This window comes from Bradyrhizobium nanningense (genome assembly GCF_004114535.1).
GTDB lineage: Bacteria > Pseudomonadota > Alphaproteobacteria > Rhizobiales > Xanthobacteraceae > Bradyrhizobium > Bradyrhizobium nanningense.
This window is the reverse complement of record NZ_LBJC01000020.1, coordinates 501308-521306: the sequence shown is the minus strand read 5'-3', so window position 1 is coordinate 521306 and position 19999 is coordinate 501308. Positions and strand designations below refer to the sequence as shown.

Sequence of the window (19999 nt, the reverse complement as noted above, 5' to 3'; positions counted from 1 at the left end):
ATCATACGTGACGTCAGGTTGTAGGCTTTGAAATTGAACAACATGAACAGAGCTACACCAAGAAGGCGTCGATGGCGCATTGGCGAACTTGCAGAGGCGACCGGAGTAACGGTACGCACGCTGCACCATTATGAGCACACTGGACTCCTAGCCGCCACAGAGCGTACTGACGGCGGTCACCGGATGTATGACCGCGAAAGCGTGCAGCGGGTTCACCAGATTCGCGCGCTGCGTGAGCTTGGCTTCTCGCTAATCGAGATCCGTAAAGCTATGGAAGGCACGACCTCACTCACGGACCTGCTGCGCAAACACCTAGAGCGCATAGAACTTCAAGTCGCGCGAGCAACTTTGTTACGGGACCGTTTGCGCAACATGACCATCGACGGCGAGGCGCAGGTAAGTGTGCATGAGCTGCCTGCCACCCTGAATGCCATGTCGCGGGTTGAGACGCGTAGTCAGACGTCCGAATGCACCTGCAATTTAGCTGCGGAGCGCGAGGACCGCTGGCGCCGAATCCGCGACGACCTTCGCGACTGCATGGATCGGGGCGAGCACCCTTGCGGCGAGCGCGCAAAGACTGTCGCAGTTGCAGCACGCTTGCTGATCAGCGAAATCGCCGGCGCCGATTCACGCGTTTCGATGATCCTGAAGGTACTTGCACGATTAAGCGCCCCCCGCAGTCTGGCTGGTTGGGATCCCTGCCTGATGCAATATCTCGATCTCGCCCTTAGCGGGTTGGAGGATCAGCCGTACTGACGCGTTCAAGGCCGGTTCCACACGTCTCCGGGACAACCTCTAGAAGCGCTAGGTTAACCGGCCGCTCTCTGATGCGGCTGAGAGTCTCAGGGAATGGGCAGATGGTCATCGCCCATCGATTCGCTTCCCTGACAGCTCCATCGCTCCCTCCCGAAAGGGCTTGATCCGCACGTAACGTCAAGTTGTAGACCTTCCAGTTGGAAGCTCACTGAGCCATCGCACGTCTGCTCGGCAGGCAACCTCGCCCTGCCGACGTGCAAGCTTACAACTAACTGTGGTTCACTTCAGGTGAGCATTGGAAGTTCTACAATGGTGAATAGGCGGCCCGCCTCTGTTGCGAGTGCAGCGCTTCTCTTCTGCGCTCTCGCCGGTCCGTCTGCGCGCGGCTCTGAAATAAAGATCGCCGTGGCTGACCCAATGACCGGAAGCAGCGCCGCGTTCGGCGCCCAAATGCGCGATGGTGCGGCTGCGGCAGTCGAAGTCTTGAATGTTTCGGGCCTACTGCCCGATAACGCCAAGGTTGTATTGAGTGTCGCTGACGACGCCTGCGACCCCAGGCAAGCTGTCGCAGTCGCGAATAAGCTCACGACAGAGCGGGTCCTGTTGGTGGTTGGCTACTTTTGTTCCTCTTCCTCGATCCCCGCCTCCGACATCTACGCCGAAGCAGGCATCGTTCAGGTGTCACCAGGCTCGTCAACTCCTCAGCTTACAGATCGCGGCCTTGAGACTGTCTTTCGGATCTGCGGCCGCGACGACCAACAGGGAACCGTTGCCGCCGAGTACATTCACATGAATTATCCCAACGAGAATATCGCGGTGCTCGACGATAAGAGCACTGCTGGCAAGCGAATTGCCGACGTGGTTGAAGCCCGGCTTCATCGATTCGGACGACAAGTCACTCGGCAAAGCTATGTTGCCGGCGAAAAGGACTTCAGAGCGTTGGTCTCAAGAATGAAGAAGGATCGGGTGCGCGTCGCCTATATCGGCGGTTATCATACCGAAATTGGATTGTTTCTACGCCAGGCATCAGAAGCAAAAGCAGACTTCAGAGTATGGCGAACGATCCCCTGATGACCTCCGAATTCTGGGCCATTACCGGCAGCACTGGGAATGACACACTGTTTACCTTCATGCCCGATCCCGCCGGGAATGCCAACGCGGCCGGCGCGGTCGCCGGCCTCAAAGCTTCCAGCCGGTCCGCTGAAGGCTACACGCTATACGCTTATGCAGCTGTGCAAGCCTGGGCAGAGGCGGTGTACCGTAGCGGCTCCTTCGACCCTGCGCGGGTCGCCAGCGCACTTCGTTCACGGCCGATCGATACCGTGGTTGGCCCGGTCCGGTTCGACAAAAAAGGAGACAACTCGGCTTCTGGATTTCTGGTTTACCGCTGGCGCAACGGCCATGTTGAACGCGTCACGAGGTACTGATTTGCACGGAACGCCGCGTTCCCGACCGCAAAGTATACGCAAGATGAGACGTCCTCCGAACTTGATTGCAGCGATACTCGCTAGCTCTTTTATACTTGCCGCTTTCGGAGCGTTTTTCGCTCTCGCTGCGGCGCTCGCAGAGCTACGCAGCGTCGAGCTGCCGGAGGTGCTACATCCGATGATAGACAAATAGCAGCACCGTTGTCTGACTTCGGCTTGGGAGTATCCAGGGTTTTAGGGTTGGATTCAACGCTATTCGCCCCGCAACTTCGTGCCGGTCAATTTCGATCGGGCATCAGCAGATCAGCAGCGCTGCCCAGCATTCCTTATGCACGCTAGACCTAGACCGTAGGAAACACCAATTAACCGACTCCCGATGAAGGCACTGAGGCTGCTCACGGGCGCTATCAACGAGCTGGATGCATCCCATCAACACTTTCTATTTTACTAATTCAACCCAATCACCGCATAAGTCGGTCGCCGGCTTACGGAAAGCAAAGTTCACGAATGTCGCGCGATAATGGATCCTTTTCAGCTTGGTCGCAGCGCCACCCAGGTCTGTCGTGGCTGCATCGAGCAATGTTTGACAGCGAGACACGCGGGGCACGAATGCAGTGCGATGACCAATCGCAGTTCGCGCGGAATCTATCACGTCGTCGCCTCTCCCCTTGGCACGATACTTGAAGACTCCAAGAAGACAGCTCTCACGCACACTGTTCGGCGATGGTAAATGCGTCCGCAGCATAGAACTCAGGCAGGTGAGCTGCCCTTTCCACCGGTGCAGGCTGGACTTTTCGCTCTGACGAGGCCTGTAGCGTCAACAATCCGATGCCCCCGCGGCGGCCTCCAAGCAAAGCAGTACCATCAGCTGTTGGCCCCCCAACGGAGTCGGTGCCATTGCCGGACGCGCTGGACAGCGCGACAATCCATTCAAATCCCGCGCCAACGACAACGCTCTTCGTTTTTCCCTAGACCCTCATCCGCCTTTGCAGTCCTTTCGCGGCACATGTGTGCCCGCCTCTATGGGACCGAGCGCACCTCCTGTGCAGCAATCACGTCCAGCGAAGCGTCGGGCATCTGCCGAACGGGAAACGATACCTCTACTCAGCCTGTCCTGCATTTCACCACTTTGGAGAAATACCGTGGAACTTGACCCTTCCAATTCACGCATACAGAACCTCGAGGATCGCATCGACCTGCAACTCGAGATCGTGGCTGCCCTCATGCGCGAAGAAGATAACGAGCTCGAAGCGATCCGATTACTTAATGCGCTCATAGGCCAAATGATTACGGCGGAATTGGAGCTCGGCCGGCTTGGCGACACGAGAACCGGCGACGGACGAATGCGACTGTCGCGAGACCGTGGCGTTTACCACCCCGAGGACCTTCAGGTTCTGGGACGCCTATTTGATCAGACTGTCGCGGCATTACCGGCCGCGCTGCGGACTTCCGCCAATCGAATGACGATCGCCAAACTCATTTTTTCACGTGCAGCAGCGGACTGAGATTTAATTTGCTTTTTTCTGAAGGTTGACGGCGTTGACCGAACGTTTATCGCTGGGCTGACGGTTGCGCTAAGGCCGTACGCACCAGCGATCGACATTTTCTATTTATGGGCTCACCATCCGTAGGCGCGCCGCTCCCGCTGGCTTGCCATATAGCAACTGCTCGCCACCACGTTCGAAACCAGGCTCGCTCTATCTTGCGCCGCGGACGACACATTATATTCCATCCAGCTGGACCTTGCTGTCTCTCGACGTCTGTGGCCAGCTGCAGGGGTCGAGAGCTCGGAAGCGCAACCCAACACATACGTGCGAGACCTCGGATGACTACCGCCGCTTCCGGTCCCTCGCTGCGCCGGCTTCCCTACGCCGGTCTGTCTCAAACCCGCAGCGAACGGGGCCGAACCGTCTTTGCCAGACGACAAAGAATCCATTATGGGAGCATCGCCATTGCCGTTGCATCTCGCTCCTCTCTAGGGCGACTGACCGGTAACAAACACCACACCCGGAGCAGGAGGCCATGCGCAGGTGACTCACCCGGCAATGGGCCATCGAGACATGTCAAAAAGCCGACAGACAAGTCACATCCGGAACACGCTACATGATCCACAATTCGACATCACAAGGACTATTGCGGTCTGGACGCTTCTTGGCTTGAGGGTGGAAAATGAGCGCGCGGTCCAATTCATCATGCTCGGCTTTAGTCGCGACTGGTGGGCGCCGATCTTCCGAGTAAATGAACAGGAGCCACAACTTGTGACTCGTGACCTACCAACAGGACCACTGCGGCAATGAAGTGCACGGTAACCCGTACTCGTCTCACTCGTTTCAGAATTATTCGAATGGTGCCCGTCACGACGTTCGGTCATCACAACTTCAACAAGCATCTTTATCCTCTCCTGAAAGCGCCGAGAGCAGCTCGGTAGAAAGTCTTGCAGAGCTGATGTCTTTCTTGCTTAGACATGCAACACAATCTCGGTTTGCTTTTGCGAAGGTACTTCCTTTCAGGATGTCGAGGAGTGTTTGAATGGATCAGTTCTCTTCCCAGCAGGTGCCAGATGCCGTCGTGAGCGTCGCATTTGAGAAGGCTTGGAGCTTTGTCGAGAAGGATCCGCTGCTGGCACATAATCGCAAGGCCGTCCTTCATAGCCGACTGCGCACTTACCTCGAGCATTTGATAAGAAACGGAGAAAGGAATACTCTGAATCTGGCAAACGAGGCGATACGCAACTTGCGGGCTGAACTGGCGCTGTCGCCCGAGCAACCAGGCGCTTGTACATGGACCGGCGAGAGCGTCCGGCGCCGTTGAGGTATTTAGGGCGCCTTTATCGTAGAACAATCGGGTCAGCACGTGGTCGAGCGGACTTTTCTCTGCTCATGTGCGGCCCCGTTGACGAGAACGTTCCCGAAAGCTGAGGCCTGCCGCTCCTCTGGCGACCGCAAGACCAGTAAGCTGAATACAGGCCCAATCGGGGGCGAGACGGGGCGGCCGCGCTAGTATTCCTCGCGCCAGGAAGCCGACCACCCTTTTCTGCCTCACCTTGAGCTCGGCCCGGGCTTGCGCAATTTCAAGCAAGAGCATTGTCTAGCATAGCCACAGCAGGCTTCGCGACCCATCGATCGGTGGTAGAGTTACGGACTTCGAGCTAGCTAGATTTGTGGTAGTTCCCGAGCCAGAGCGATCGAGCCTGCAACGGCCGGCATCGCTCAAGCGATAGCACACCGTGCCGAAAGAATGACCTTGAGCGCCCGAGGCGGGCCATCGGTCCAGCATTGTAGGGCGCGGCCTGGGTTTGTCGCTCCTTAGCGACAGAAGGAGCCAAACACCTCCCAGATTGCTTCGCGTCGTAGCTCATCATGAACGATCATGTCAAAGAACAATCCGCGCGGGGCAACCACTGCCGAGCCGTAGCGTCTCCGTAGAAGCGGAACAGCGGCAAGCTGCGGGCTCCGCAATCTGACGCCACGTACGATTGGTGACATTTCTTTCGAAGACATGTGGTGCGGCAGTTACAGCAATTCGCGTTCATGTTGTTAAACGCACGGCGCCGGGGGGCACCGAAAGGAAACGACACTCGAATGAAAAAGATTCTGATTCTGACTGCCATTATGGGCGCACTCGGTGCGGCCACTCCCTCATTCGGCACGGACCTGGCCGGGCAGCCTGTCAAGGTCAAGGCGGCACCGCTGCCGGTCGCAGCCCCGATCATCGATTGGTCCGGCTACTATATCGGCGCCAATGGTGGCTGGGGAACGAGCAGCAATTGCTGGGATTTCAATGGCGTCGCTTCCGAGGGGTGCCACAATTCGACTGGCGGTACGATTGGCGGCCAGATCGGCTATCGTTGGCACATCTTCAACATGGTGTACGGCCTCGAAGGCCAGGGCAACTGGGCCGACTTCCGCGGCTCCAATGTCAGCACCGCCTTCCCGGCAGACACCGTTGGCACCACGACAGATGCATTCGGTCTACTCACGGGCCATATTGGATACGCGTTCAATGCTATCCTCCTTTATGGCAAGGGCGGCGCTGCGCTGACCAGCAACACCTATCACGTCAACTCGGTGGCAACTGGCACAGAGATTGGCAAAAACAGTGATGTTCGCTGGGGTGGCGTGCTGGGCGCCGGTGCCGAAGTCAGCCTCACGCCGAGCTGGTCGGCTGGCGTCGAGTATAACCACTTGTTCATGCAGCGCAGCAACATAAGCTTCCCAGCGGCCCTTGGCGCGGATCGCGTGCACCAGGACATCGATCTCATCACGGCACGGCTCAACTACAAGTTTGGCTCGCCGTTTGCCAGATAAAGGTCCCCCCGCGCTTGCTTGAATCGGGACCCCGACCGGCGGTCGGGGTTCTTTCCTCAGCTGTCCCTCTCCCTAGGGACCCCTGTCCTACTTCCGGAGCAAGGATTGCGAGCGCGTCTGAGCAAAGGATCACGCGCTCGATGGAGAGAGGCCGCCATGCTCCGACCAGTGAGCATTAGATCCGCCGATTCCACATCTCACCGACCCTACGAAGCCCCAGAGCCTCACCCAGCGCGAGATGCAGACTTGCCCAAAGGAGCGTTATATCTGCGAGTTCGCCGAAAGCGCCATGGTCAACTTGCCAGAAACTGGGAGCCAAAGATGTGACAGTTGGCGCTCGTTCCTTAACTGAATTCAAAGAACATCGAGGCGAATAGCTATCGCGACTGCTTGAATCCGGCTGGTCGCGCCCAGCTTTCCCATCGTATTCTCGACATGAAAAATGACTGCATTGTCGCTGATTCCCACGATCATCCCAATTTCCCATGACGATTTTCCCTCTCCGACGCCATTCACCGCATTCGTTGCTCTGCCGGCGACTGCGCCAGGATGATCGCATCGTCAGGCAGCCGAGATAGCGTCATCATCCTTGCTCCGAGGCGATCGACAAAGTACTCGCTGATGGCGGAGCTGGCGAAATCGGAGATCATCGCCTGTCGTCCTTGTGGATCGAATCGGTGCGAACACAAAGATGCCTCCACCTTACTCATGCCCCTAGTGATAGACGGTCCGAGGGCCCCCGGGACTGTGCCGGCGACAAGAACCAAGCAGCACTAACGGCTAGATGCTTGGGTCTGTTTAGCTTGCATGGCGAGAAAACGCAGTTGCGTCCGAACGACGCTTCGCTTTCTCTCGAATGCGAGCACGGCGATCCTGGGCTCTGAACTTCGCGATACACGTAAGGTAGAGCACGCGCGTTTCGGTGCGGGACTCGATCTGCGTCTTGTCAGTACCAATTCCCTGCTTTCAGATGAAGACAACAGAAGCGTCATCTTTTTTCCCAATCTTTCACATCGCCCATCGCTAACCTGTCGCTGATCGTCGGCGTGTGACAGCGCCGGTGACGCGATCGATGAGCAGCACGGAAGATCCGATGCAGACGCCATGCTCTCCACATTGTTGTCCGACGCTTCATCGGACCCGTCCGGCAGGCCCGGGACAAACGAACCGAACGGGCAGAAAAGGGCCACGTCAAAAGCGCAACAAGAGATAGCCGCAGTCGCGAGACCTGCTTGATGCGGAAGACATTTTGCATGCGCATCTCCAGAAGGAAGCCCCCCGGATCGGACTAGCAAGTGCCATACCAACTGTTGATTTCGCCAAAATCAATCGTCGCAGAAGGGCTTCGAACGCGGACGGTTCGTTGCGAGGTAGGTGCCTCGAAGCATTCATGACATGGGGAGGGAAGGCGACAGCACCATCGCGAACCGCGGCACGAGGTGAGCTACAGCAAGAAATGCAGCTCACCTCGGCCGCCCCCTCCTCGAGTGCCGTCCTCTCAGGGACTCACCCCCCTATTGGGGCCCAGTCAACCACCAACCTCGGCAATTGATGGGAGGGTCCACACATGGCACTCGCTAAGGAACTTGAACTGACTGCACCTCCGGCCGCGCGATTCGGGGAAACGATTAGAGCCGCCCCCGATCGGAAACACAATTTGAGCCGCACCAGATGCACCAATCATGATGGGCTTGGTAAAACAGGGCGAAGGTCGTCGCCAAAATCGGTGAAGCATGGCTTCCCTGCTCTTCGCGATCATCTCCCTGCTATATGCGAGCGTTGGCCAGGCTGGCGGTACTGCATTCCTCTCGCTGATGGCATTCTTTGGTATGTCATCGACAGAGATGCGCCCCACGGCGCTTGGTCTCAACATTGTTGTCGCGACCTATTCTACTTGGCTGTTCAACCGCAACAAGGTCGTTGACTGGACACTCCTGCGCCCTCTTCTTTTTTCGTCGATGCCAGCGTCACTTGCCGGTGGCTTGATTGTGCTCGAGGAGCAGATGTACAAAACACTGACCGGGCTCGTTCTTCTTCTGGCGAGCGCAGTAATGATCATGCACCGGGGACAAGCCGTCGATCGCGTCGGCGAAACTCCGCTCCGGGCAAGCGTGAGCATTGGCGCGGTCCTTGGCCTCGTCTCCGGCCTGACAGGGGTGGGCGGCGGTGTGTTCCTCGCCCCGACGCTCATCGCACTGAATTGGGCATCACCGAGGCAGACCGTCGCGCTATCCCCCCCTTTTATCCTGGCCAACTCCACAGTCGGCTTCGTCGGAGCTCTTTTCACTGGCCAATTTCCTTCCCCGGATTTGACTCTTTACGCAATCGCCGTGCTGGTGGGTGCGGTCGCCGGAACAGTAATCGGCCTGAAATGGTTGAGCCAGACAGCCATCAGATTCATACAGGCGGCGGTTCTGCTCGTTGCCGGCATTCAATTGGTTCGCGCTTGAAGTCGAGACGACATCTTTCATGCGGGGATCCCAGCGCGGTCAAATCGAAGTACAAGGTTTCTGCAAGCCGCGGCTCAAGCCTGGTCCGAGCGCCTTGCCCAACTCTGAAAGCCGCCAACACGATGGCGAAAAGCCGTAGGGTCGAGCGACGGTGAGGCGGATCCGAGCGCGTTCCGGCTGATGGTCCTCAGCCGGACGGTCAGTACTAGATCGCATCCGGTTCGCGCTTCCAATCGACGGGAGGATCAACGTCGGGCAGGCCGGGCGAGCAAACGAGGCCGTCCATCAGGTGCTCTTCGTTCGGCACACTTGATTGAAGCCTCGCCAGGCCATAGCCGAGATCGGCGACGCCTCACCAGGAGGCTTATGTGGAACTGAATCTGGAGGTTCATCGCATTGATGCGACGCCAATGAAGACTACACAGATATCCGATCTGGCCGATCAACAGCTGCAACGGTGTTATCAGAAACGAAACGCCTCAACGATGAAGCAGAATAGAACGTATAGCAGATCGTTCCGAGCTCGCGTTTGCCATCAGCACGACGTCCAAGTCGTTGTGAGTTGGTGACATGTATTTGGATCTGAACGAGACGCCGGCGAACCAAGGCGTCCCGACGCACCTCGCGGGGGGCGGTAAAGTGCGCCGGGGCCACCCCAACATCATCAGTACATCCGTGATGATGCTTCCCGCAATGAGACAAGCAGCGTGGCGGAATTGAGGCTCATTGATTTTATGCTTGAAACCAAAAAACGTTTTTCTGAGCTGCTCCAAAAGACTTGAATCGCACGTAACGTCATGTGCTGCAATCGCAAATCGCGCTCTGATCTAGCAAGTCACTTATCTCCGTGACGCTCCGGCCTTGAACGGCATTGCAGAGCAACCACGTCGACCTTTCCTCGGAAAGCCGGGTTGAACAGCAACAAGCTCAGCTGCCCTGCTGAGGTTTTAAGATCCCTGTTTGCGTCGCAAAGAGGTAGCACGCCAGGGAATGCGGAAACGACGCTGCCCGATGAGCGATTGATGCTGCGCGCGGCTAGCCGCGGCACGCCGCGCCAATTCGAGCGTCCTCGCAGAAATTCATATGCCACCATAAACGTACAAATAATCGCGGAGGAGCGGCTCTCACTTCCAGGCCTGAACCCCTACGCTGCGTTTAGCAGTGACATCGAAAGCAGGCCAAACTTCAGGGACCGTTAGACCCCTTTGACATAGCGCAAAGACATAACAGTGGGCATCGGTCAGCTTCATGCCGCTTGACCACGAGAGAGTTAGGCTTTGCAGACGTCTCTCCTGAACAAATATTGCGACGCTCGCCTGCCTTGGTACACCATATACCCGACCGTACCGGATTTCTCCGCGACTGTCGGTGCCAAGATTTGTGAGACGTGGTTGAGGCGGCTGCCGCCCGACGATCCCGTGTCGCTATACATCCATGTTCCGTTCTGTCGTTCTATCTGTTCGTATTGCGGCTTCCCTACAAGCCTCACTCGCAGCGAGCGACCGATTCGCAAATACTTGGCGGCGTTGCATGCCGAGATACGTTTGGTCGCAGAGCAAGCGCCTCGCGCTCTGCCGGTCAGCGACGTGCATTTCGGCGGCGGGACGCCGACCACCGTTGCACCGGCCGATTTCCTCGCCTTGATGGGACTCCTGCGACGCTGCTTCGCGTTCAGCAAATCAGCTACCATCGCCATAGAAATCGACCCGCGTGCGTTCACGGCCGAGATGGTCGAAACATTACAAGTGGCCGGCGTCAATCGCGCGAGCATCGGCGTGCAAAGCTTCGATCGGGTGGTTCAAAGGTCGGTGAACCGCGTGCAGAGCGAGGTGCAGACGGTGTCTGTCGTCGAAACTCTTCGCCAGCATGGGATAAGCCGCATCAATTTCGACCTTCTCTTCGGACTCCCACATCAGACGGTGCGGTCTTGCGTGGACTCTACACGGACGGCTCTGGCCATGCGGCCAGACCGGCTTGCGGTTTTCGGCTATGCTCACGTCCCCTCTTATATGAAACGCCAGCGCCAGATCGATGAGACGGCGCTGCCGGACAATGTCGCCCGCGCGGAGCAAGCTGCGGCCATTGCAGATACGCTGGTCTCGGCCGGCTACCGCCAGATCGGGCTCGACCATTTCGCCCTGCCCAACGACGAGCTCGCGCTCGCGCAGAAATCGGGTCGGCTGCGCCGCAACTCCCTAGGCTATTCGGCTGATACCTGCAAAACCGTAATCGGCTTAGGTCCGTCAGCCATCGGCCGTCTGCGTGAGGGTTACGTCCAGAACGAGATCGCAACCGCCTCCTATCACGAACACATTCAGGCTGGTCGTCCGGCAACCTCAAAAGGCTACTGCCTCTCCCCCGAAGATCGCCTCCGCGCCGCAATTATCGAGCGTCTGATGTGCGATTTGCAGGCCGACGTACCAGCGATCTGTGCTGCTCACGGATTTGATCCGATTCCTCTTCTCAATTCGGCCAACCGGCTGGGAATGCTCGCCGAAGACGGAATAGTGGACATTGAAGAGGGATTCATTCGGGTCAAGCAGGAACACCGGTTTCTCATTCGTGCTGTTGCTGCCGCATTCGACACCTATCTCGACCGTACCCCTATTAACTAAGCCGCGCATGTGAGCAGATTTCAAACATTTGAGCTCTTCGAACGGAATGATCTGAAGAGGCACCTCCGGCAGACAGGCCAGATTTCGAGGATGGAGCGGCGGTGTCACGACAACGACCTCTCAGATATGGTCCCAAACCGGGAGGGCTGACTAAAAGGAAGCCGATTTGAAGGAGAGGCGCAGCGGATTCCGCCGTTCAGGGCCACGGCTCGATCATGCCGAAAGGGCTCTGCCCCGCCTCCCCTTGAGCGCTCTTGATAATGGTGACGGCCTCAGCGACGTGCCGCTGGAGACGCCGGCGCCCGCACCAGTTTCGAGAATTTTACGGCTGGACGCAGCTTTGCGAAGCTACGGTCCACCTCCTCGAGCACCGTTGGACACTCGACCACGCCTGCAGTGTCTCAGACTCAAGGATCGGGTGTCTTCGGTCCGACAATCACTGGCGCGCCTCCGACGGAAACAGGTCCCTGTGGTTTGGATCGCCCGAAGCGTTTCCTGGCGACGCTCGAAACAGCCGGCCCTGGCGAAGAAGGAGGCTCGGAAGCAGCAGAAGGGACAGATGTTGAACTCTGCAGCGCATCGATCCGCGAAGTCAGCATGGTGATCTGATCCAGGATCCCTTTGAGGACATCCCGCTGGGCATCGATCCGGCGGTTGAGTTCTGCGATCTCATCACCAGTTTTCTGCTGTGCCCACTTTATCTCGGACAAGGATGCCCTGTCCTCCGGAGGCAGGCTCATCGTTGAAGCGACTTCGCTGCTTTCCGGCGTCTCGACAGGCTCTTCAAGGTTAGCCCAAAGCCAGGCGCCGGCAGCACACGAGCCGACGAGGATAAGCGGGAGCACCAAAACCGGGAGAATCCGTCTTGACGGCCCGCGCAAGAGCGGCCGCAAGTCTGCAGCGGCCGCCAGATCAATCAAGTCCATTGTCCCTCGCTCAAGATCCCATGCCAGCAGGCTTATTTTGTCGACGCGATAGCCCGCGATGCTCCCGCGCTCCAGGAGCTGCCAGCGTCGACAATAATCAATCTTGGCGAGTTGCCCGATCGGCTTCGCCTGCTCCTATGAAACGCTCCTTCTCGAGCAACGCAGCGCGACAATTTGCGCACGTTCTCCATGATAGCGCCACCAGCGAGCAATGGTTCTCGACTTTGTCGGCGATGGCGCAGCATTCTCTCATCGTTCAGAAGAACCTTGCAGATTTTCTTACTGTGTGCCCCGGCACGAATGCAAACCGTCCACTGATTCCTGCAAGTGTTCGATGGAGCCCGCCTCACGCATTGTCCAGACCAGCAACTTTGTCTGGGACGCGCCACGTAAGCGCCACGGCTGATCGAGCCGCAATGGCGCGATTGGACCGGCAAACATTGCACCTGATCAACTACCAGTTCCGGCAGGTTGTTCGAGATGACGAGCACGTGGCAAGCGTGACCGACGAACGCCGCGCACATCAAGGTTTTGGATGCAAGACAGGTTTTGCCGCGCCGACGGCAGCCAGCAACTACTCGCCGATATCCGCCAAAGCTGCTCGATGGCTGATTCCTCTGGTCTCATGGGCCATCACGTTGGACGTTGTGGTGTGGTTGCCGCGTGCGCAAATTCAAAGGCTCTTTGGCCTTCAAACCCGCCGATCGTCTCGTGTTTCGCTGACAACGATACCAATGAAGCGCTGCGTAAAGCCAAGCCTCTTGCACGGCGAACCTTGCTTTCTGGTAGCTGCCGTTTGGTCCAGAAAGCCGCCTTCGATGCAGATGCGCGGCACCGCCAGACTCGCCTGACTCACGATGAGCAAGGTGGACATTCGCAATGTTCTGGTGGCCAGGGCAGCAAGCCCCCGCGCGCTCGCGAGCATTTGCCGAGCCAGCGCTCTCCGCTGGCTCTCGGCGCACCGGCGTCATGCACAAGCAAAGTTTCGGACCAGATCATCATCGCGCCGCGAGCTGAGAGGTTCAGGACGCCTGAGTGGCTCTGTTCGGATAGATCGAGTTCTGGCGTGCCCCCCTCACCCTCGGACGCGAAACGACGCCGGCGATGCCGCTTGCTCGTCATTGCGAGGAGCGCTGGCGACGGCTCGATCCAGACCGCCCCGCCGCGGAGGGGTTCTGGATTGCTTGGCTGCGCTCGCAATGACGATGTGGAAGCAGGCGCGTGCCACACTGGGCCGGGAGCTCGCTCCGGGCCAATCAGGCCGCAGTTCAATCTATTCATGGCCGGCAGACATGGACCCGAACTACGCCATGCCTGATTGCCTTCTTGCGACGACCTCGCCCCGGACATACGCGGCTACGGCGGCACTTTTTTTTCATTTCAGACCAAGGGGAAAGCAATCTGGGCTTGTTATCGCAGTGTCGCTAGCGGCTTGTCTGGTCGGCAATTCCGTACTGGCACAAACCGCGAGCGGACTTGATCCTAGTAACCACCCTCTGGATCAGGCCAGCAAAAGAGGAAAGACTCCCGACCGGACCGCAAAGCTCCCGATCGACCTGATCCGTCAGGCAATCCGCCCTCCTGCCCCGGCGCCAGCAGCAGGTCCCGGAGTGCGTTTCGAGAAGCGCGCCAATGCGGACAGGGTTACTCAGACGAGACCGCAAAAAACCGTCGATCCCTTCCAAAGGTACGACAATCTGCGTGAAAAAGGGTTGTGGTTCCCCATCCCTGGTCCTGCAGATACGATTGATCAGGACAAGGGGGGCGTTAGATCTGCGCTGGCGGACGTCGGCATCGGCTATATCGGGTGGACACATAACTCCTTTGCGAGCAACCAGCTACCGCATGCAGCCAGAAGCACTATCGCAAACCAGCTCTATATGGGCCAGAATCCGACTTTCGCGTCGGCGAACTTCATGATCGTCACCTACGATCTGAGCCGGTTTGGCATTGCCGACGGACAGATTGTCGTAGGAGCCGAGCAGCAATACTGGACGTGGGATCGCCCAGGGCCAGATCGAGTGGGACTCAATACGCTCGCCTACTATCAGACCTTCTTCGACAGGACACTAGAACTCAAACTTGGCTACCTCAGAAACCAGAATGAATTCACCGGCACATTGTTCGGAGGGATCACAGGATCGAACATGTCTGCCTTGTTCCAGGCTGGGATGAGCACCAATGCCGCGCCGACGCCCGCGGCCAACTTGAAGTACAATTTTGACGCTCGCTTGTACAGCAAGGTCTCCGTCCAGCGCTCAATCAGTCCAGATGGTGCCTATGCCCATATAACCGAGAATCCCACCGGCTTGAACTGGAGCACGGCCAATGCAGGCATCCTTGTCGTCGAAGAAGCCGGCTACAAGAGCAAGGCTGCTCCCGGCGTACCCGACACGTGGCTGCGGGCGGGCGTTGGCTTGAACAGTAGCCGCTACACGAATTTGGCGGATCCCAAGCAACAAAGGGAGACCGGAAATAATTTTCACTACATCGCTGCGGACAGGCAGCTCTGGCAGAGTGACGCCCTTGGGTCGCCGTCTCGCGGCATCTACGGCGGCTTTTCCGTTATGGGAGCTCCACCTGAGCGCAACAGGATCAGCCGGTATTGCGAGCTTCGTCTTTATGCGAAGGGACCTTTTGATAACCGGCCCAGTGATCTGATTGCTCTCGTTGCGACCAACACGGCCTGGAGTAAGCTTGCAGTGGATGCTGCTCTGGCTAAAGGCCAGCTTGCGCACCGCGATAGCACAGCAGTCACGGGAACATACATCGCGCATCTCGCTCCGGGGATATATGCAAGCGTCGGACTGTCATACATTCATTACCCGACAAGCATCACACACACGCCCCAAACGGAACACGCTCTCAATCTGTTGGTATCTACGTTGATATTCTTCTGATCATCGCAAGCGCCGTTCTGCTCCGACGTTATCGTGACGCATTGGGATCGGACCTTCGCGCTCCCCTTGAAGGGATCGGCCGCATCTGCGCTGGACGTTCGAGGGAAGCAAATTACGTGGAGCAACGACCCTTTTTTCGAGGACATTTTTCCAGATTGTCTCGCCTGACAGCAGGTTCACACCCTGCAATCTAGGATGGTTTGCGAGAGCCTCCCGATCAGATCTCGGTTACAGCTACTCAGTGTGAGCGGGGTGGCACTCCGAGCATGAGCTGGGACAGATAAGGAATGTCGCCCACGCTCCAGTGAACCGCTAGCGCGGCGGCAACAATCATTGTCCCGAGAAATGCAGCCGCGGCAGACCTCATTGTGGGGTCCCAAAGTTCTCCATACTGTATGGAATCCATGAGACGGAATACCGTACCCTGAATCAAGTACAGCACGAGCGTGCTCGGCCCCAGTTTCGCGGCGATATAGCGGACCACCCGATTTGAGCGACCAATATTCCAGCATCGAAGCATGACCTCAATCATTACCGCTGAGGCAGCTGCGGAGCCGAGAAACATCAGGAGCACATTTTTTGCCGACTGCAAATCCTGGACCAAAGCGAGATTGTTGTAGACATAAGTGTCGTTACGCCAGGCCAGAGAGCACATCATAGCCGCTATTGGGGCAGACATAATCAAGAACGGCCTGTGAGAGCGCATTATGCTCGTCCACCGTTCTCTCGACTGCGCAAATGAGAATCCCAGGCAAAAAAACGGGTACATATACTTTATGAGAGGGAATATAGAAAAAGTCAGAGGCGCAAGCACGACCAGAATGACGGATACGAACAAGGCCCAGGGCGACCAACGATTGAAGATCGAAATAGATTTAACGAGAATAAAACAAATGAACGCGGCCCAGACGAACCAGTATGTGCCGACGAACTCATTCAGGAACTGCAAAACGGTGCCTGGTGCGTCCGTCGATCGGGGAAACACGGTAAACTTCAATGACTCCAGAAGAGAGCACCAAAACAGCATCGGCACCAGGAGCTGCGTCGCACGATCGCCGACAGCTTGCGTGAACGACTTTACCAGTAGCGCTGGGCAAGAAAGATAACCGCTTATCGCCATAAAGAGGGGCATGTGAAACATGTAGATCCATTTGAAGCATGCCGAATCCCAAAATCCTGCGTTTTGATAGAGGATATATTGGATCAGGTGACCAACGATCACTAAAATGATGAGCACTCCTTTGATGAAGTCCAAAGCGAGATCGCGATCGTACGCTGTCTCAGGCACAACCTTTCCTGTTGCATGACGTATCAACATCTCGGCACACTTATCCAACCAGCCGAATACATGCTGGGGTTGGCCAACACCTATTGTTAAGGGCACGTGTTGCGTAGTCTGTTTGCATGGAAATCGAGATATCCGATGACAGCGGAGATAATTGTCACCGAGAGTCTACGCTCCAATAGCTGACTGTGCGATAAAGACCGAAAGGAAGGGGGAAACGAGCTATACGATGGTTTATCGATTTTTGTCGCACCAAGCTCGCTTTCATCGGCTTCCCCGGTCCAGCGGGACCTTGCACTCTACTCCCGAGCAGGCCAGGTGTTTGCAGCGCAGCGCGAGGAGACTTTACATAGCGCAATACTGAGCTGCGCGTGAAGGCTTAAGCTATGCGTTGCGAAGTACCGCGCCCGCCGAAGAATTTGGGCCGCCATCAGGAAACGCCTTCGTCAGCAAACTTTCGTTTGGTGGCCATGTTCTTGGCGCTTGTCCATCGCCTGCACTCGGCGCGGTGCTCCATCAATCACGAATTCGTTCGATCTGTAGTAGCTGCGGTTTTCAAGACAAGAATTGTCGGACTATGTGAAAGGATCAGGGATGCAGAAGGCAGGTCCGGGCATGCACCAAATTCGTAGAATTCCTTGGCAGATTCTACAAAGAGGAGGCAGGACGGTTCAGGCCGTGCCCCTGCAACCGATCCATCGCCTGCCAAAGGCCTCGCATAGAACGCCTTACGCGAGCTGCCCCGCCGAAAGCCCGATTGCCGCCCTGCTGCCTCTTCAGCCACGTTCAGGATAAATGCGTACGCGCTGGCGGCCTTCGCTTTCCACCAATTCGCCCCTGTAAGGCACTCCGCGGATCTCGAAATAGGTTGGGCGCCCAACTTCGGGCATGATGCGCTGGCCTTCGAGGGCGCGGACAAGATAATCCGGCAGGAATCGCTCGCGGTGCTCCCATCCCCCGCGGATCAGATACCCAAGATCAACGGGCCCCTCACCGGATTGCGCCGCTGGCACGATCGGCCGGGGACGATGGAGCGACCGAGACGGGCCAGGTTCATCCGGCTGGCTCAGGCGGGGATGATGGATCAGGCGAACATCCCTGCGGCCTCCCGGTCCAAGCGTCGCCGAATAGCGCTCCCCATTGATCACAAACTGACTTGGCCCGAACTGGTTTGGCAGCAGATGGATATTGCCCAATACATCGATCAACACGTCTGAAGCCGCCTGAGAGCCGTGGCGCCAGCCGGCGCCAACGATCGCGCCAATATCCCGCAGCTCCGGAGCCGCCCCCGGCGGTCCCGCGAACGACGAAGCGGCTGCAAATTCAGATGCTGGCGCAGAGCGCGCATCGTCACGCAAGTCGTGCGGTGTGGGTGGATCCAGATCAACGAAGGAATCCAGACCGCCGTAGATGTTTGACGATCGAGGCCTCACGGACGACGGCGATGCGGGGTCTTGCATCTGTTGCCCAAGCCAGGCCCAGGCTCCCTGGCTGGGGGTGGCCGGTGTAGCAGGAAGCTCAAGTGGCGGATGCGCTTGCGCGGCCCAGTGCGGCGCTGGCTCTGGTGAGGCAGGTCCGTGGATCTGCTCGCCAAGCCAGTTCCAGGCTCCGGCGCTCGGCGTCGCCGGGGTTGCGGGAAGCTGCTGCGACGAACCGGCCTGCCAATGGCTGGGCGGCGGTGGCATCAAGATGTTGGGCCCGTGGACCTGCTCGCCACGCCAATCCCAGGCTCCCGCGCTCGGGCTAGCCCGCGTTGCGGGAGGATCCTGCAGTGAATGCGGCTGTCGAGCAGCTTGCCGAGAAGGCTGGCCCGGATCCTCAGGAGGCCTCAATCCAAGCGCCCTGTTCGCCTCCAGGATTTGCGCGTATTGGCCAAGCTTGACCAGATCAGCGTTGATCTTCTTATCCTTGGTTTCGCGCCTGTACTCCTCGAGATCCCGGACAAGCGCGGGGGTGGAAAGTCGGCCGGCCATCGGTGGCCTATTATTCGTCTGCAGCCACTCACTCAGCCTCGACATACGGCGAGCTTGCCTGTCGATCGTCTCCGGCTCGATCCTGCGTGTTGCCTTTTCTGCCGCCGCCCACATGCCGATGAGGGTTGCGTCCGCGCCGTGAGGAGCCAGTCGGCGGAGATCAGGCGCCAGGGCATTTCCGGCAACGACCTCACGGAGCTTCTTCAAGGCCGCCTTGATGCGCGTGCTGCGGTCCTTTGCATAGGTATCGACATCCTGATCGAGTTCAGCTTCTAGCTGCTCGTTTTCCACCTGCGGGTTGTCCTGCTGCGCGTTTTCCAATTCTCGCCGAATTCGATCCGCAATTGAGGGCCTGCCGGCCGTGCTCAGGCGCACACTCAAATGGCGCAGCTCGGCTGCCGCATTCTTGATCGTGCCGTCGGTGAGGTTACCCGCCGCCTTGTTTCTGAAATCTTTTATCAGCACCTCGTCCGCGTCAGGGACAGGCGCCCCGCGCGTCCGGCCCGGCTGCCTAGCGTAGTCAATGCGAAGATTCGTGGAAAAGGTGTCCGCCTGTCCCGCGTCGCGCGAGGACTTTTCGCTGCTGCTCCCGCCAAAAGCCTTGCCGACTCCCGACTTGAAGCGTGACCATAATCCGCCGTTTTTTCCGCTCTTGGCCGACGCGGCAGACTCTGCGTACGGAAAGCTGTAGCGAGCGCTGCTGAACAGATCATCTCGCAAACTAGGCTGCGGCACTTGCGCCGAAGCGGGAAGCTGAAAGCTGGGAATGTCTACGCTCCGGCGCCTGTCGCCCAGCGCACTCTCTCTAAAAGCCGAGTGCGGCGGCACCCGCATCGACCCGCCGAAATTCTCCCGCCCGACTGCTCGCCCCTCTCCTTTGGGAGCCCGATCAGGCGAACTTGACTTGCTCTCATCAGAGGGATCGAGATGCAAACCCTCCAGCTGCCGTTCAAAATCACCGTGCTCACTTAAGTTGTCCCCTCGCTGCGCGGTCCGCCCCTGCAGCGCGGCGTACTCCCGCATCCAGGCTCCTAAATCGAAGAATGGGTCAACCGGATCCACCCTGCTCTCCTCATGTTTGTATAAGCCCTACAGCAATCGGTACTGCCTGGTAGCAGATCGTCTACGAAGAAAACGATTGTCGATTGTTGTAGCCGCAACCTTTCGGAAAGCTGACGAGATCAGGACATTGCTCCGCGATTAACAGCCTCGCATGGGCGCCGCCTGGCGACAGGACGGGGCACTCCAATTTTTCGCACCTCTTCGCAGGCCTGTTCCAATCGCCGAAATTCGTAAACCGATAAGACCGATGGATCGCCCGTCGCTTGTGCGAGGAATTCAAGCATCACGGCCGGGTTCA

Annotated in this window: 15 protein-coding genes; 10 read left to right on the top strand and 5 right to left on the bottom strand. The window is 57.9% G+C overall.

Features of this window, described 5'->3' with window-relative positions:
- Positions 1-42: 42 nt before the first annotated feature.
- The 6 genes from XH84_RS15470 (at position 43) to XH84_RS15435 (ending at position 6490) form a co-directional block, all read left to right on the top strand.
- Positions 43-756 (top strand): MerR family transcriptional regulator, encoded by a 714-nt coding sequence (locus XH84_RS15470; protein ID WP_208757090.1) that lies wholly within the window; start codon positions 43-45, stop codon positions 754-756.
- Positions 757-1173: 417 nt separating this feature from the next.
- Positions 1174-1827: a branched-chain amino acid ABC transporter substrate-binding protein gene (locus XH84_RS41400; RefSeq protein ID WP_283811949.1), complete on the top strand. Its 654-nt coding sequence runs from the start codon at positions 1174-1176 to the stop codon at positions 1825-1827.
- Positions 1827-2183 carry an ABC transporter substrate-binding protein gene (locus XH84_RS41395; protein WP_271526449.1) on the top strand — a complete coding sequence of 119 codons (357 nt, stop codon included), beginning with the start codon at positions 1827-1829 and terminating at the stop codon, positions 2181-2183. Before XH84_RS41400 ends, XH84_RS41395 begins: the two co-directional genes overlap by 1 nt.
- 1142 nt (positions 2184-3325) lie before the next feature.
- Positions 3326-3688: a NolY gene (locus tag XH84_RS15455; RefSeq protein ID WP_128948425.1), complete on the top strand. Its 363-nt coding sequence runs from the start codon at positions 3326-3328 to the stop codon at positions 3686-3688.
- 1024 nt (positions 3689-4712) lie between these two features.
- Complete coding sequence (locus XH84_RS15445; RefSeq protein ID WP_128948424.1) at positions 4713-4994, top strand: hypothetical protein; 282 nt, start codon at positions 4713-4715, stop codon at positions 4992-4994.
- A 770-nt stretch (positions 4995-5764) separates the two neighbouring features.
- A complete protein-coding gene (locus XH84_RS15435; RefSeq protein ID WP_128948423.1) occupies positions 5765-6490 on the top strand; it encodes an outer membrane protein in 726 nt (241 codons plus the stop codon).
- A gap of 354 nt (positions 6491-6844) precedes the next feature.
- Here XH84_RS15435 and XH84_RS15430 read toward each other — a convergent pair whose 3' ends face one another.
- Both XH84_RS15430 and XH84_RS39795 read right to left on the bottom strand, forming a co-directional pair.
- The gene (locus tag XH84_RS15430) at positions 6845-7006 is read right to left on the bottom strand and encodes a helix-turn-helix domain-containing protein (RefSeq protein ID WP_128948422.1); all 162 of its coding nucleotides are present in this window, start codon (positions 7004-7006) and stop codon (positions 6845-6847) included.
- The gene (locus XH84_RS39795; protein WP_164937383.1) at positions 7003-7140 is read right to left on the bottom strand and encodes a hypothetical protein; all 138 of its coding nucleotides are present in this window, start codon (positions 7138-7140) and stop codon (positions 7003-7005) included. The genes XH84_RS15430 and XH84_RS39795 overlap by 4 nt, the downstream gene beginning before the upstream one ends.
- A gap of 1083 nt (positions 7141-8223) precedes the next feature.
- Between XH84_RS39795 and XH84_RS15420 the strand changes: the two genes are divergently transcribed.
- Both XH84_RS15420 and hemN read left to right on the top strand, forming a co-directional pair.
- The gene (locus XH84_RS15420) at positions 8224-8940 is read left to right on the top strand and encodes a sulfite exporter TauE/SafE family protein (protein WP_128948420.1); all 717 of its coding nucleotides are present in this window, start codon (positions 8224-8226) and stop codon (positions 8938-8940) included.
- Between the two features lie 1277 nt (positions 8941-10217).
- Positions 10218-11555, top strand: coding sequence for an oxygen-independent coproporphyrinogen III oxidase (gene hemN, locus XH84_RS15410; protein ID WP_128948419.1), 1338 nt, complete (start codon positions 10218-10220; stop codon positions 11553-11555).
- A gap of 407 nt (positions 11556-11962) precedes the next feature.
- Here hemN and XH84_RS15405 read toward each other — a convergent pair whose 3' ends face one another.
- A complete protein-coding gene (locus tag XH84_RS15405; RefSeq protein WP_128948418.1) occupies positions 11963-12481 on the bottom strand; it encodes a hypothetical protein in 519 nt (172 codons plus the stop codon).
- Positions 12482-12897: 416 nt separating this feature from the next.
- Between XH84_RS15405 and XH84_RS39790 the strand changes: the two genes are divergently transcribed.
- Together XH84_RS39790 and XH84_RS15390 are read left to right on the top strand one after the other, a co-directional pair.
- Positions 12898-13332: a hypothetical protein gene (locus XH84_RS39790; RefSeq protein WP_164937382.1), complete on the top strand. Its 435-nt coding sequence runs from the start codon at positions 12898-12900 to the stop codon at positions 13330-13332.
- 441 nt (positions 13333-13773) lie between these two features.
- Positions 13774-15381, top strand: coding sequence for a carbohydrate porin (locus XH84_RS15390; protein ID WP_245471736.1), 1608 nt, complete (start codon positions 13774-13776; stop codon positions 15379-15381).
- A 238-nt stretch (positions 15382-15619) separates the two neighbouring features.
- Here the strand turns inward: XH84_RS15390 and nolL are convergent, their stop codons facing one another.
- Together nolL and XH84_RS15380 are read right to left on the bottom strand one after the other, a co-directional pair.
- A complete protein-coding gene (gene nolL, locus XH84_RS15385) occupies positions 15620-16699 on the bottom strand; it encodes a nodulation factor fucose acetyltransferase NolL (RefSeq protein ID WP_128948416.1) in 1080 nt (359 codons plus the stop codon).
- A 743-nt stretch (positions 16700-17442) separates the two neighbouring features.
- Entirely contained in the window at positions 17443-19701 is a 2259-nt protein-coding gene (locus XH84_RS15380; protein WP_245471735.1) for a hypothetical protein, read from the bottom strand.
- Positions 19702-19999: the final 298 nt, after the last annotated feature.